Annotated in this window: 5 protein-coding genes; 4 read left to right on the forward strand and 1 reads right to left on the reverse strand. The window is 67.3% G+C overall.

All coding sequences use genetic code 11. The features are described 5' to 3' along the window. Positions 1 to 24: 24 nt before the first annotated feature. From ACLMAL_RS28040 to ACLMAL_RS28055, 4 genes are all read left to right on the forward strand, one after another. Positions 25 to 11,880, forward strand: coding sequence for an SDR family NAD(P)-dependent oxidoreductase (locus ACLMAL_RS28040; RefSeq protein WP_412001826.1), 11,856 nt, complete (start codon positions 25 to 27; stop codon positions 11,878 to 11,880). A 148-nt stretch (positions 11,881 to 12,028) separates the two neighbouring features. Continuing rightward, positions 12,029 to 13,876 carry a thioesterase domain-containing protein gene (locus tag ACLMAL_RS28045; RefSeq protein ID WP_412001827.1) on the forward strand — a complete coding sequence of 616 codons (1,848 nt, stop codon included), beginning with the start codon at positions 12,029 to 12,031 and terminating at the stop codon, positions 13,874 to 13,876. Positions 13,877 to 13,891: 15 nt separating this feature from the next. Then, entirely contained in the window at positions 13,892 to 14,305 is a 414-nt protein-coding gene (locus tag ACLMAL_RS28050; RefSeq protein WP_328402094.1) for a hypothetical protein, read from the forward strand. Beyond that, on the forward strand, positions 14,305 to 15,030 hold the full coding sequence (locus ACLMAL_RS28055) for a hypothetical protein (RefSeq protein ID WP_412001828.1): 726 nt from the start codon (positions 14,305 to 14,307) through the stop codon (positions 15,028 to 15,030). Before ACLMAL_RS28050 ends, ACLMAL_RS28055 begins: the two co-directional genes overlap by 1 nt. Here the strand turns inward: ACLMAL_RS28055 and ACLMAL_RS28060 are convergent. Next, the gene (locus ACLMAL_RS28060) at positions 15,008 to 15,766 is read right to left on the reverse strand and encodes a polyprenol monophosphomannose synthase (protein WP_412001829.1); all 759 of its coding nucleotides are present in this window, start codon (positions 15,764 to 15,766) and stop codon (positions 15,008 to 15,010) included. The genes ACLMAL_RS28055 and ACLMAL_RS28060 overlap by 23 nt on opposite strands. Positions 15,767 to 15,769: the final 3 nt, after the last annotated feature.

The raw sequence follows: 15,769 nt of genomic DNA on the forward strand, positions 1-15,769 counted from the left end.
GCCGAGCGTCAGCGAGGCGCGGGCATGAGTGGGATCGAGCTGGACAGTTTCGCCACCACTGTTCTCGCAGACGATCCGGTGGTGCGGGACCATCGGGTGCACGGGGTGCGGATTCTGCCCGGTGTGGTGTATCTCGACATGATTCTGCGTGCCGCGATGGCAGCCGGCTACGCGCCGGCGGACCTGGTGATCCGGGAGGTGTTCTTTCACCGGCCGGTCGCGTTGGACTCCGGCGGCGCGGTCCGCATCGCATTCCGGGTGGAGGCCAGCAGCGGTCGCGTTCGGATCGATGTGCAGCGGCTCGACTCGGGCGAACCGACCGGGCCGATCGAGTTGGTTGCGGAATGTGTTGTCGCACGGTCTGATTCAGTCACGGATCCGGAACCCATGGACCTGGATGCAGTTCGGGCAGCGCTGGTCGCGGCCCGTGGCCTGGACGAGATGTATCAACAGAGCGGTAGCCGCGGCATCGAGCATCGCGATTTCATGCGCGCCGCAGGCATTTTCGGTCGTCATGAGGATGTGGTGACCGCGGAGCTGACGCTGGGTGCCGAAGGGGCGGCGCACCTGCCCGGGTTCCTGCTGCATCCGACATTCTTGGATGCGTCGACGATCGTGCCGTTCGTCGATCCGCATCGACTGGGCATCGATGACGACAGCGCGTTCATTCCGATCCACTTCAGCGAGGTTCGGGCGTGGCGCCCGACGCCGGAGCGGGTGTTGGTGCATGCCGCGGTTCGCGGCCCCGGCCACGCACAGGATCTATTGCGAGCCGAGGTGCGGCTATACAACGAGGCGGGCCGTCCGGTCGCGGACTATCGGCTGACCTCCAAACGCGTTCGGGGCAGCGCAGATATCCATCGGTTACTGACCGAGTCCTACGCGGCACCGCCGGCGGCGCCAGCCTCGACCGGTCCGAGCGGGCCAGCACCGGCCGAGACCGGGTTCGCGCCGAGCCGGCAGGCGGATACGCGGGATCCGCGCGCGGTGATCACCGCGGACCTGGTGGTGCTTGTCGCCTCCGAGACGGCCATCGACCCCACCGGGGTCGCGACCGACGTGGGTTTCTATGAGCTCGGCCTCGATTCGAGCCGACTACTGCGTTTGACCGCGGAGTTGGAAGCCCGGGTCGGTGAACCGCTGTATCCGACCTTGCTGTTCGAGTACCAGACCATCGATGCGCTCGCCGGGTATCTGGCCGACACGGTCGGCGCGCGGTACCGTGCAGCCGCGACGGCGCCGGTGGCGGCGGCGCCGGTCGCACTGCGCCGAGACAGTTTGGTCACCTTCGGATTCGATTGGCAGCAGGCGGATACGCCGTACCGGCGACGGGAGCCCGACAGCCTGCTCGTCTTCGACACTGCGGATCAGCCGTATCGGCACCAGGGGCGGGCGACGGTTGTCCGCGTTCGGCCCGGTGGTGAATTTGTCTCAGGTTCCTCCGAATTCGTTGTCGATCCGGCCGACCCGCGGCATCTGCGGCTACTGCTCGCCGAGCTGTCCACCCGCCGCCGAACCTTCGACGCGGCGGTGTATCTGTGGAGTGAGCGCCACACGGGAACCGAGGCCGACCCGCACCGGATCGCGGAGCAGGTGTACCTCCCGTTACGCGAGTTGGTGCGGGCCGTGGCGGATGTTCCGGACGCGCCCGTGCGACGGATCCTGGTCCTTTCCACAGCGTCCACACCGGGAAAGCTCAGCAGCGCGCTGATCGGTGGCTTCGCGCGCACCGTCCGGCTCGAGCTGCCGCGGCCGATCGTCCGGGCCGTGCTGTGTGACACCGCCGCCGATCTCGATGCCGCGATCACTGCCGAACTCGCCATCGACGACCACGACGCGGCGACCGAGATCCGCTATCGCGCGGGCCGCCGCGAGGTCCGCACACCAGGGGAAATTTCCCTTGCCGCAACGAGAACGGCCGCCCCGCTGCTCGAACAGCACCTGGTGGCGATCGTGACCGGCGGCTTCGGCGGCATCGGTCAGCAACTCGCCCGAAAGCTCGCGCGCGAGTACCGGGCCCGGCTGCTACTGGTGTCTCGCAGTCCGCTCGACGAGTCGGGGGCAAGGTTGCTCGCCGAGATCACCGGCCTCGGCGGCGAAGCCGTTCATGTGCGGGCCGATATCGCTGTCGCCGCCGAAGTCGAACGAGTCGCGACTATCGCACGCGCCACCTTCGGGCGTGTCGATGCGCTGTACCACGGCGCCGGAGAGCTACACGACGGTCTGCTCACCAGCACGACAGGTGATGTGGCGAGATCGGTTCTCGCCCCGAAACTCTGCGGTGCCCAGTGGCTGATCCGGGCGGTTCCGGAGGCGCGTCTGATGGTGCTGTTCTCGTCGGTTTCCGCGGTCTTGGGCAATCCGGGACAAGCGGATTACGCGGCGGCGAACCGGTATCTCGATGCCTTCGCCGAACTGCACGACAACACCGCGGGATCACCGCGGGTGATCAGCATCAATTGGCCGCTGTGGGCCGAGGGCGGGATGCGCGCGCCCACCGAGCAGATCGAGGCGTTGGGGCGGGCGGGAATCGGTCTGCTGCCCACCGACATCGGGCTGGACCTGCTGATGTCGGCCGCGTCGGCCGATCGTGCCCAAGTGGCCTGTGTCTGGGGCGACGCGGAAGCCGTGCGTGCACGACTACACCCGGGTCCGACCTCCTCTGCGGCTACACCAACCGAGATTCCCTCCGTGCACCCCGCCGAACCCGAACCCGCACAGCAGCGTAGCGGCGCCGAGAGCGACACCGCCCTCGCCATTGTCGGCATCAGCGGTCGATATCCGGATGCCGACACCCTCGACGAGTTCTGGCACAACCTGCGCGACGGGCACGACGCGGTCGGACCCGTCCCGGCCCAGCGGTGGTGGCTCACCGCCGCCCATCGCTCGGCAGGCTCCCCACCGATGACGGGTGGGTTTCTGCGGGGCGTGGCCGGTTTCGACCCGCAATTCTTCCGCATCCCGCCTGCGCACGCCCCACTCATGGATCCACAGGAGCGGCTGTTCCTCCAGCAGGCGTATGCGGCGCTCGAACACGCCGGCTACCACCACGAGGATCCGGCTGTCCGGGATCGGCGGGTCGGCGTATTCGTCGGCGCGACCTGGAGCGACTACCGGCTACTCGGAGTGGAGGCCACACGCACCGGCGATCCCGTTGCGGTGGCATCGATTCCGTCGTCCATCGCTAACCGGACGTCGTACACCCTCGGCCTGCGCGGGCCGAGCCTCACCGTAGACACGGCATGTTCGGCATCGCTGACCGCGTTGCATCTTGCCCGGCGCAGTCTGCTGGAGGGCGAGTGCGACGCGGCGATCGTCGGTGGCGTGAACCTGCTGCTGCACCAGGACAAGTTTCTACTGCTGAGCAGTTTGGGCATGATGTCGGACACCGGCAGGTGCAGGTCGTTCGGTGCGGGGGCCGACGGGTACGTGCCAGGCGAAGGGGTTGGTGCGATCTATCTCAAACCGCTGCCTACCGCCCTCGCCGACGGCGACACCATCCACGGCCTGGTGCTGGGCAGCGCGGTGAATCACGGAGGGCAGACCGCCGGATATAGCGTGCCCCATCCTGGCGCGCAGGCCGAGGTGATCACCGAGGCGCTACGCGCGGCCGGAGTCGAACCGGGGACGATCGACTACATCGAGGCGCACGGTACTGGAACCGCGCTCGGTGATCCGATCGAAATCGCCGGCCTGGCAGTGGCATTCGGGCGGCCCATCGGCGAGGGGCTTCAGCGTGCACTCGGCTCTGCGAAATCGAATATCGGGCATCTGGAGGCGGCCGCGGGTATAGCGGGCCTCACCAAGGTGCTGCTGCAGTTCCGGCACGGCCGCATCGCACCGACCTTACATGCCGCACAGGTGAATCCGGCGATCGCGTTCGACACGGTGCCGTTCCATCTGCCACAGCAGCTCGAAGACTGGCCGCGCGCCATCGTCGAGGGCGCTGCGCGGCCGCGCCGTGCGGGGCTCAGCGCCTTCGGTGCGGGCGGTGCGAACGCCCATGTGGTGCTCGCGGAGTTCATCGACCAGCGGGCGCGGCCCGCGGTGACCGGCGAGCCGGAGGTTTTCGTCCTCTCGGCGCGGTCGTCCGACCGACTCCGGCGCTACGCCGAGACGATGGCCCGGCATTTCCGCGCACTGGATCCGGGCGATTTCGCCGATGCGGTGCGCACTCTGCAGGTCGGCAGGCCCGCACTCGCGCATCGGCTCGCTGTCGTCGCGACCGGCCCCGATGCGGTGGTAATCGCGCTCGAGCAGTACCTCTGCGACCAGGCGAGCCCCGTGGTGACCGGAACACTGGGCGCCGGTGCGCGGTCGACAGAACTCGGGCCGGTGACCTCCCCCGAGCAGACGGCACGGCAGTGGGTCGCAGGAACCGCCGTCGACTGGACCGAACCAGCCCGACGGGTACCGTTGCCGGGATACCCCTTCGATCAACGGGACTACTGGATCAGCGCGCCACCGAAGTCCGAATTCGACGCGGCAGTGGCACGATTCGAGTCCAGCCCGCGCCAGGGCGGGATCGGCGAGCCCGGACAAGCGGAGCTGGCGCGCTACGCGGCGATACGCCTGTTCGGCGTGCTGACCGACCTCGGACTTGCGGCAGGGGAGTGGTCGGCCGCATCGATGCGGGGGCGCCTCGGTGTGCTGGCCCGCTTCGAGCGACTGCTCACCAGTTGCCTCGACATCCTGCTGCGGCACGGATTGGTGCGGGACGCAGGTGCCGGGATCGTGGTCACCGGGCCAGCGCCGGGAGCGACTTGGATGCGCGCGGATCTGCTCGCCCGATTCCCCGAGACCGAACCGTATGTGACGCTGCTCGACGCCTGCCTGACCGCCTACCCACAGGTGCTGCGCGGCGAGCTGGCTGCGACCGAGGTGCTGTTCCCGCGCGGCGAACTCGAGCTGGTCGGCGCGATCTACCGAGGGAACGCGGCCTATGACTTCGCCAACGGTCTGCTCGCAGATCTGGTGGCGGCGGTCGCGCGGGAGCGGGCCGACAACCAGGAGCGGACAGGCGATGCGCTGCCGCTGCGGGTGGTGGAAGTCGGCGCGGGCACCGGCGGCTCGACACACGCCGTGGTAGCCGCGCTGGTGGCTTCCGGAGTGCCGTTCGAGTACCACTACACCGACGTGGCGCAGAGCTTTGTCGCACACGGCCGGCGTACCTTCGCCGACCAGACCGGAATGCGTTTCGGGGTGCTCGATATCGAGGTCGATCCGGAGCGGCAGGGGTTTCCGGTCGAGGGTGCCGATCTCGTGGTGTGCGCCAACGTCTTACACGCGGTGCGGGCTATCGGACCTGCCCTGCATCATGTCCGCCGTCTGCTCGCGCCGGCGGGTGTGCTGGCGTTCACCGAGGCGACCACCGATCTGGAGGTACTCGCGCTGACATTCGGATTGCTCGAAGGCTGGCACGGGTATCGGGATCCCGAACTGCGGATCGCGCACTCGCCGTTGCTTTCGGAGGATCAGTGGCACGTCGCGCTGACGAACGCAGGCTTCACCGGTGTGCAGGCTTGGGGTCCCGGGTTATTCGCCGACACGGAGCCGAGCTTCCGCCTGCTGGCGGGGGTGAGCGACGCCGCGCCCGCGCTCGTGGCCGCCTTCCCGCCGCAGGATGCGGTTGGCATCGCGACGCCGCCCGCGTCGGCTGATCCTGTGAACTCGGTGGACATTTCGAGCCTCGAAGCCGAGATCACCGGCATGGTTGCAGAGGGGCTCGGGGTGTCGGGTGCCGACGTTCATCCGGAGCTACCGCTGTCCGAGTACGGCGTCGACTCGATTCTCGCGGTCAAGATCATCGACCGGGTCAATGCCCGCTACCGATTGTCACTGCGGCCGACAGCGGTCTTCGATCACCCGTCGGTGCGGCAACTGACCCGACGGATCGCCGACGACGGCGCAATCGCCGCCGCGGCACCCACCGACGCGTCGTCAGCGGCCGCAGCCTCGGCACCCGACACCGCCGCACCGGTCGCCACAACACCCGGTACGCCGGCATCCGCCCGCCCCGCGATTGCACCGTCGATTCCTGCGAGAAGGACGGCACCGCAGTCGATGGATATCGCTGTCATCGGAATGTCGGGGCGGTTCCCCGGCGCCGCGAACCTCGAAGAATTCTGGCGAAATCTTGCCGCCGGACGGGATGCGGTGACCGAGGTTCCGCCGTCGCGCTGGCCGATCACCGACTATTTCCGGCCGGGACCGGTGACGCCGGGCAAGACCTACTCGAAATGGGGCGGCTTCCTCGACAACGTCGACCGCTTCGATCCGATGTTCTTCGATCTGGTGCCCGCCGAGGCCGACTACATGGACCCGCAGCAGCGGTTGTTCCTCGAACACAGCTGGCTGGCGCTGGAAGACGCCGCGATCGATCCCAAGTCTTTGCGGCGCAGCCGATGTGGCGTATTCGCCGGGTCGCCTGGATCCGATTACGCGACCCTGCTCCGCAGCCGCGCCGAGTTCGGTTCGCACCATATGTTCACCGGCAACAGCCCGGCAATCCTGCCCGCCAGGGTGGCCTACCACCTCGATCTCACCGGACCGTGTCTCGGGCTCGACACCGCATGCTCGTCGGCGTTGGTCGCGGTGCATCAGGCCTGCCGCAGCCTCGCCACCGGTGAATCCGAGCTTGCGTTGGCGGGTGGGGTGGCGGTCTTCGTGACGCCCGAGTACCACCTGTTGGCCGCATCGATGGGGATGCTGTCGCCACTCGGCCGCTGCGCGAGCTTCGACGCTTCCGCCGACGGGTTCGTTATCGCAGAAGGCGTCGGGGTGGTGGTATTGAAGCCCCTGGCCGCTGCCGAACGCGACGGCGACCCGATCCAGGGGGTGATTCGTGGCATCGGAGTGAACCACGACGGTCGCACCAACGGCATAACCGCACCGAGTACCCGCTCCCAGACCGAGCTGGAACTCGATGTCTATCGGGCCAACGGAATCGACCCGGCGAGCATCGGCTACATCGAAACGCACGGCACCGGAACACGGTTGGGCGACCCGATCGAGATTGCGGCACTCACCTCGGCATTCCGCCACTACACCGACACGCTAGGCACCATCCCGGTCGGCTCGGTGAAGTCGAACATCGGGCACGCGTCGCACGCGGCCGGGATGGCGAGCCTGTTCAAGGTGCTGCTGGCCATGCGTGCCGGGCAGATTCCACCCTCGTTGCACGTCGATTCGGTGAACCCGCTACTGGATCTGGCGAATTCGCCGTTCTTCGTCAATACCGACCTGCGCGCGTGGCCGGACGGGCCGCGGCGCGCCGCCGTCAGCTCCTTCGGATTCAGCGGCACCAACGCCCATCTCGTCGTAGACGGCCACCCGCCGGTTCGGGCACCCCATCGAGACACCGGCAGCGGTGGAGCGCAAGTGGTGGTGCTCTCGGCTCGCTCTGCGGACAGCCTCGGTCGCGCGGCGCGGGCGCTGCGCAGGCATCTGGCCGCGCACCCTGAGGTCACGCTCCCGGATATCGCGCGTACCCTCGCCTTCGGCCGAGCGGCCTTCGAGTACCGCTTGGCGATCGTCGCGGATTCCGTCGACGGCCTCGCGGCCCGCCTGGCCGACTATATCGAAGGCGACACTCCGACACGTGTTTTCACCGGTCTGATCCCCGACACCATCATTGCGGAGCAATCCGCGACGGTGGTCGCTGATCCGAACGCGGCCGCGCGGCGATGGGTCGCAGGAGAACGAGTCGAATTCGCAGGCTGGTCATCGGAATTCGCACAGCGGGTACACCTACCGGGATACCAGTTCGAGCGGGAACGGTGCTGGGTGCCCGACGACGGCGCCGCATCCGAGATCACCACCGCAGCGCCAACAGTTGCGGAGCCGGCGATTCGACCGACGCACGTCGATACACCGGCACCCACTGCGGAACCGGCGCCTCGGCCCGGGGCGTCCACCGACGATGCTCCCCTCCAGCAGAGCGTGCAGGAGTATCTCAAGGGTCTGCTCGCCGTGTATTGCCGACTGGATGCCGACCGGATTCGCACACGTATTCCGTTGCAGGACTACGGGATCGATTCGGTACTCATCAGCAGGATGAACGATCGGCTCGAGTCGGACTTCGGTGCACTGCCGAGCACCCTGTTCTTCGAGTACCAGACCGTCCGGGAGCTGGCGGGCTATCTCAGCGAGGAACACCCGGAACGGTTGGCGACGCTGAGCATCGCGGCCGCGCGGCCGGTAGCGCCCGACGCACCGGCCTCCGCCACCGCTACCCCGTCATCCGAGCCGACCGGCTACGGGACCGGCATGGCCTCCGCCGCCACAGCCACTGTCGATGCAGTAGCCACCAGCCCCGGACCCGACGTGGACGACGAAATCGCCGTCATCGGTATGGCGGGCAGATTCCCGATGGCGCAGGACATCGAAGAATTCTGGGCCAACCTGGTTTCCGGCCGCGACTGCATCATCGAGGTGCCGCCGGACCGCTGGGATCATCGTGCTTTCCACTCCGAAGACCCCGACGAGCCCGGCACCACCTATGCGCGCTGGGGTGGCTTCATCGATGATGTCGACAAGTTCGACGCACGATTCTTCGGTATCACCCCGAAAGATGCCGAGGAGATGGACCCACAGCAGCGGCTGTTCCTCGAAACATCCTGGGCTGCATTGGAAGACGCCGGTTACTCGCCGGATCGGGTGCGGGCCGGAGCGCGGGCACGCGGATTGGTCGATGCCGGCGTCTTCGCCGGTGTCGGGTATGCCGAGTACCAAGCCTTCGTCGGTGTGCCGATCTCCGGCTATTTCGCCATCCCCAACCGGGTTTCGTATCACCTCGGTTTCAGCGGCCCGAGCATGGCGGTGGACACGGCGTGCTCCGCCTCGCTGACCGCCCTGCACCTCGCGTGCGAGAGTCTGCGCCGCGGTGAATCCGCATATGCCCTCGCAGGCGGTGTGAATGTGTCGATTCACCCGGGGAAGTACCTGTTGCTCGGCTACGGACGGTGGGCCTCCACAGATGGCCGCTGCCGCTCGTTCGGCGCAGGCGGCGACGGCTACGTGCCGGGCGAGGGCGTGGTCACCCTGGTGCTCAAGCCTTTACGACATGCCCGCGCCGATGGGGACCGGGTCTACGGCGTGATCCGCGGCAGCGCCGTCAACCACGGCGGCCGCACCAATGGGTTCACGGTGCCGAATCCGACGGCCCAGGCCGATCTCATCGGCCGCGCACTGACCACGGCCGGGGTGGATGCCCGCGACATCGGCTACGTCGAGGCGCACGGCACCGGTACCGCGCTCGGCGATCCGATCGAGATCGCGGCGCTGACGAGGGCCTACCGCCGGTCTACGACCGAGCAGGGCTACTGCGGCATCGGCTCGGCGAAATCGAGTGTCGGGCACCTGGAGGCGGCCGCGGGTGCCGCGGGCGTGGTGAAGGCGCTGCTGCAACTGCGCCACCACACGATGGCGCCGAACCTGCACAGCGACCCGTCCAACCCGGCGATCGATTTCGCCGCGACCCCGTTCCGCATCATCGACACACCTACCGCATGGCCGCGGCCGGATGACGGCACACCGCGGATCACTTCGGTCAGCTCGTTCGGTGCGGGCGGGGCCAATGCCCATGTGATTCTCACCGACGCCGACCAGCTCCCACCATTCGAGCCGGATGGCCGGCCGCGGCTTGTGGTGTTGTCGGCGCGCGATGCCGATCGCCTGACCGATGCAGTCGGCCGATTGACTCGTCGGCTGCGGGAGAACCCGCTGCCACTCGCTGATGTGGCCTGGACACTGGCCGTCGGCCGTGCGCCGTTCGAGCATCGGCTCGCCGTGGTGGCCACCTCGACGGCGGAACTGGTCGCGCTGCTGGAGAGTGCGGCCGATCCCGCTGCGCGGGTGCCCGCGGCGGGGCTGCTGGTGTTCCGAGGCGTGGCCCACACCCATCGTGATCTCGACGAGTTGCCCGGTGAATCCGAGGCGGACCGCACCGAGCTGCGCGGCCTGCTGCGTTCCGGCAACCTGCCGCGAGCGGCCGAATTGTGGACCGCCGGGTGGACAGTGGAGTGGGAACGGGTCTACGAGCGCCCCTTCGGGCGCATCGTCAGCCTGCCCACCTACCCTTTCGCGCGGCGCAGGCATTGGATCGTGCCCGAGGACTACCGTCGCCGCACCGAGCCCACCGGGATGCCGCAACTGGTGGCGAAGACGGTTGTTGCGCAGAGCCCCGAGCTGGCCGACTCCGGCCCGCGTAACGGCCACCGACCCAATAGTGCTGCCGCGCAGAGTATCCCGGAGTCGGGCGAGGCGAACACCGATACCGAGGATGGCAACGGCGTTGCGGTGGCTGCCTTCCCGATTGCGGCCGACCCGGAACCCGCAGCGTCTGCGGAACCCGACGAAGAGCTGCGCGCCCTACTGCAGGAGCAGATCCGCGATATCTTCGCCGATCTCACCAAAACGGATCCGACAGAACTCGAGCTGGACGCGGATTTCGTCGACTTCGGCTTCGACTCCGTGGCCACGGTGCGGATGCTCAACCGGCTCATGAAGCTGCACGAGGTCAAGATTCCGGCGGAGTCGATCGAGCTGTATCCGACGATCAGGTCACTGGCCGACTACCTTGTTGCCGAAGGGATCATCGCTTCCTCGACCCCGCCGATCGGCGCTCCGCAGAGCACGGCAACCGCCCGCGCGGCCGCTGCACAGGACGACATCACCGTCGTCACCGTGGATGCACCGATCGCAGTGGAGTCGGTCTTCATCACCGGCGTCACCGGTGTGCTCGGCGGCAAGGTGCTGCACGATCTGCTGGTGCACACCGACGTTCGGGTGACCTGCCTGGTGCGTGGCACCTCGTTGGCCGCGGCCGAGAAACGGATCAAGCACTTCCTTGCCACCTACGACCCGGACGGCGCCCTCGACGACGCCTTCGCGGCCAGGGTCACGCCAGTGCTCGGTGATGTATCGAACGACCGATTCGGCCTGGACGAGGTGACCTGGCGCCGCATCGCGCAAGAGGTCGACCTGACTATCCATGCCGCGGGTCGCACCACGCTTGTCACCTTCTACGACGCGCTCGCACCGATCAACGTCGAAGGCACAAGGCGCGCTGTTGATTTCGCGCTGCAGTCGCGTGGTAAGTACCTCGTGTACATCTCGAGCTTCAGTGCGTTGGGTGACCGGCTCAACTTCAACAACCCGCCGTTCAGCGAGCGCGACCTCGAATTGGGCCAGGGCTACGACCATCTGCCGTACCAGCAAACGAAATACGAGTCCGAGAAACTCATCAGGGCGGCCGGCGAGCGTGGCCTGCTGTGGGACATCGTGCGTCCGGGAAACATAATGGGCGACAGCGTCACCGGGCGATACCCGTTCTCCGAGGTGAGCGTCAAGGGTGCCTACTACGACATCCTCAAGACGATGATCGAGACCGGCGAGACGATGCTGACGCCGGTGCACTGGGACATCACCCCGGTCGACTATGTCAGCGCGGCCATCGTGCACATCGGGTTGCGCAGACCGACCTATCGCGAGACCTACCACCTGACCAACCCGGACATCCGGCGCTACTACGACGTCGTGCGCTACGTCCAACGGGCCGGGTACGACGTAGATCTCGTGCCGCTCGAGGAATTCCATCGCCGGGCCACCGAACGGCAGATCTATCGCCGCGGCACCGACGAGGTCTACGACAGCCAAACCCTGGAGATGTTCAAGTACGGCATCGAGCTCTTCGGCTTCATCCACTACGAGGAGAGCTCCTACGCCGATGGCGCGTACACCCGGCGGGTGCTCGGCGCGGCGGGCATCGACTGTCCGCCGACCGAGCGGCTGGTCCAGGTCTATCTGGCCCACTGCGCGGAGGTCGGCTACATCCCGGCGCCGAAGACGGCCGAATCGACTGTCGAGGCTGCGCGATGAGTGGGCATTACGCCGTCCCGAGTCCACCTGCCTCGAGCAGTCCACAGGTCGGTCCCCGACGAGGGGGAGTCGCGGCTGGAGGGGCGGGGCTGATGAGACCCATATATTCGGCGTTCGTCTTGCCGATGGGGTCCGTGGAGGTAGGGCGATGAATGCCGAGTGCACCCTGGTCTTTCCTGGTCAAGGCGCGCAGCGGGTCGGGATGGGCGCGGACTTTTGCGCCGAATTCCCGCTCGCGCGTGCGATTTTCGACGAGGCGGCCGAGGCCGTAGGGGAGGATCTGCTGCGGATCTGCGTCGAACGGGATCAGCGGCTGCATCGCACCGAGTACACCCAGCCCTGTGTGCTCACCATGGAGATCGCGGCACATCGGGTGCTGACGGCCGAATGCGGTGTGCGGTCGGTCGCATTCGGCGGACACAGTCTCGGCGAGTACAGCGCGTTGGTCGCGGCCGAGGTCCTCGAGTTCGCCGATGGGGTCCGACTGGTCCGAGCCCGCGGTGCGCTCATGCAGCGGGCGGTGGCGCAGGGCCGTGGCGCGATGGCGGCGCTCATCTTGCCGGACATCGCCGCGCACGGAGTGGCCGAACTCGTCGCCGGCGTCGGCGCCGAGGTCGCCAACGACAACTCGCCGGAGCAGCTCGTCATCAGCGGCGCCACCGAGGCCGTCGCGGCCGCCAGAGTGCTGCTTGCCGAGCGTCTTCCGGAGCTGCGGTTCGTTCCACTGCGGGTGAGTGCACCCTTCCACTCCCGGTTGATGCGGTCGATCGAATCGGAATTCGCCGGGTACGTCGCCGACTGCGCGCCGAGGCTGCGTGTGGACCGTGCGACCGCGGTGACCTCGAACTTCACCGGCGAGTTCCACCAGCCCGAGACACTCGCCGATCATCTCGTCCGCCAGATCAGCGCGCCGGTGCGCTGGCAGGACAATATGCGAGCACTCGGTCGCACCGGAACGGCGATCGTCGAAATCGGCCCTTCGGCGCCCCTGTCGAAGTTCTTCGCGGCAGTCGGGGTGGAGGTGTCGCGACTGGTGACAGTTGGCGATCTCGCGATGTTCCGATCCGGGCCACCGCAGGCGGCTGTGCGCACGGAGCCGACCCCAGCGCGAATGCCGAGTGCGCGGCCGGTGCCACCAGCGGCGAGCATGCCGACGACGCAGGCCCCGCCGCCCACGCCGAGTGGACGGCCCACACCATCACCCGAACAGCCGGTCGTATCAATCACATTCGGTGCGGGCGACACCGCGGATCGGCTGGTGTTGCAACGGCGGCAGACCACACCTGCGCGGTTGCGCCTGTTCTGCTGGCCGTTCGCGGGTGGGAAGGCCGCGGCCTACACGCCGTGGCGGACCCGGTTGCCCGATTGGGTGGAGTTGTGCGCCGTCGAATTGCCGGCCAGGCACCGGCATCTCGGGCAGACACCGATGCGCGGATTCGGGGAATTGGTGGATGCCGCAGTGGCGCAGGTGGTTTCGCTCGCCGAGTTGCCGTTTGCCTTCTTCGGCCACAGCCTCGGCGCGCTGACCGCCTTCGAGGTCGCGCGCCGACTCCCTGCGGGGGTCACTCCGGAGGTTCTGTTCCTCGCCGCGTCGGTGGCACCGCACCTACCGCGACCGGGACGTCTGTCGAGCCTGTCGGATGATCAATTCCTCTCCGCGGTAGGGCATTACGGTGGCATCCCACCCGAGGTCCTGGATACCCCGGAGGTGATGGCATTGTTCCTGCCCGCATTGCGCAGCGACTTCGAGATCTTCGACGACTATCGGTTCGTCCCGCACCCGCCGCCGACCTGCCCGGTCCACCTCTACGGCGGACGGGACGATCGCCAGGTGGCGGCCACACAACTCGAGGCTTGGCGCGATGTGCTGCCGGGGGTTCGCTCCATCGAGCTGCTGCCGGGCGGTCACTTCTTCCTCCTGGACCAGCGCGACGCGCTGGTCCACTCCATCGCCGACAAGCTGCGCACCGTCTATCCGAACGCGGTACCCGCCTGATGAAGGGATCACTCCATGAAGGTCGAAGTCCTCACTCCGTCCTGCAATCTCGACACCGTCCGCGACGGCCGCGGCGGCATATTCACCTGGGTGCCTCCGGAACCGCTGCTGGAGTTCAATCTGATCTACATGCATCCGGGCAAGGTGCGCGGCCTGCACTATCACCCGCATTTCGTCGAGTATCTGCTGTTCGTCGAGGGCAATGGCGTGCTGGTCACCAAGGACGACCACGAGGATCCGGACTGCCCGGAGGAATTCATCCACGTGTCCAAGGGGATCTGCACGCGCACGCCGATCGGGGTGATGCACACGGTGTACTCGATCACGCCGCTGACGTTCATCGCGATGCTGACCAAACCGTGGGACGAGTGCGATCCGCCGATCGTCCAGGTGGCGCCATTGCCACACACCTTGGAAGGCAACGGGTGATGTCCCGGCTGCGGGTGGCCGTCGTCGGCGCCGCGGGTTACGTGGGCGCGGCGCTGGTCGAGGCTTTCGGCAAGCACCCCGACTACGAGGTGGTGCCCGTGGTCCGCGCGCACCACGAGCGGCTGCGCACCGCGGGCGGCTACTCCGTGCTGGTCAATGCGGCGTGCCCGTCGAAACGCTTTTGGGCCGAGCACAATCCGGCCGCCGACCGGGACGAGACGGTGACCAGGACCGAGTGGCTGCGGGATGCGTGGAGGTGGGACAGGTTCGTTCAGATCAGCAGCATCTCGGCCCGCACCCAACTCGACACCGTGTACGGCCGCAATCGCGCCGCTGCCGAGCAGTTATGCACCGGCACAGACACTTTCATCGTCCGGCTCGGCCCGATGTATGGCGGTGACTACCGCAAAGGCGTGCTGGCAGACATGGCGGCCGGCCGTCCGGTGTTCGCCAGCGGGCGATCCCGGCAGAGCTTCGCCCCGGTGGAGTGGTGCGCCGAATGGATCGCCCGCCACTCGGGCAGCAGCGGTCTGCGTGAGGTGGGCGCACGCAACACGGTGACGCTGGCCGAGGTGCGGGATGCGGTGGGGTCGCGATCAGAGTTCGCCAAGGACTACGTCGACGACCAATTCCCGGCCACCGTCACCGAGTCCGATTGGCCGGACGCGGCGATGGTGATCGACTGGCTTTCGAGGAGGCGGATCAATGGTGGGCCGGCGAACTGAGGCGGTGCCTGCTCGGCCGGAGGTACTTCTCCGCGCACAACACGAGCAGAAATCGAACGCTGGTCGCCACGTCGCGGGTGCGCATCTTCGACGCGCCCGCCGTGCGGTTGAGCACGTGAATGGGTATCTGCTGGATGCGGAAACCGTTGGCGTTCATGATGTAGAGGCTTTCGAAGAAGAACGAGTATCCGGTGGACCGCACCCGGTCGAAAGCGCCGACCGGAACGGCGTCGAGCCGGTAGAATCGGAAAGCACCGGTGGCGTCGTAGGGCATCCGCAACAGTGTCGTTGTGAGGAAATGCCCGACCCGGGTGAGGATCTTACGGAAGGGAGTCCAGTCGGCCAGGCTGTCCTCTTTGAGGTACCGCGATCCGACCACGATATCGAATCCGGCCGAGGCGGCTCGCAGCGCCGGCAGATACGACGGCGGATGTGCGAAATCCGAATCCATCGTGATGATGTTGTCGTATCCCTCGGAATAGGCCCATCGGATACCGTCCTGGTGCGCAGAGCCGACGCCTTTGCGACCCGGCCTGTGCAGCACGTGAATCCGCGGAGCGTGCTCCCTCGCCAGATCCTCCAGCAGCTCGCCGGTGCCGTCCGGCGAGTTGTCATCGACGAAGAGCACATCGAAATCGGTGCCCTGGTCGAGTATTTGACCGAGCAACGGCCCGACGTTGCGACGCTCGTTGTACGTCGGAATCATTATCAGAGTTCTTTCGGAGGCCGTGCTCATGCG

Source organism: Nocardia sp. CWNU-33, assembly GCF_046764895.1.
In the GTDB taxonomy this organism is placed as follows: Bacteria; Actinomycetota; Actinomycetes; order Mycobacteriales; family Mycobacteriaceae; genus Nocardia.

Coding starts and splice junctions, on each gene's coding strand:
- ACLMAL_RS28045 (WP_412001827.1), top strand. CDS start 12,029: ATGAATGCCGAGTGCACCCTGGTCTTTCCTGGTCAAGGCGCGCAGCGG.
- ACLMAL_RS28050 (WP_328402094.1), top strand. CDS start 13,892: ATGAAGGTCGAAGTCCTCACTCCGTCCTGCAATCTCGACACCGTCCGC.
- ACLMAL_RS28055 (WP_412001828.1), top strand. CDS start 14,305: ATGTCCCGGCTGCGGGTGGCCGTCGTCGGCGCCGCGGGTTACGTGGGC.
- ACLMAL_RS28040 (WP_412001826.1), top strand. CDS start 25: ATGAGTGGGATCGAGCTGGACAGTTTCGCCACCACTGTTCTCGCAGAC.
- ACLMAL_RS28060 (WP_412001829.1), bottom strand. CDS start 15,766: ATGAGCACGGCCTCCGAAAGAACTCTGATAATGATTCCGACGTACAAC.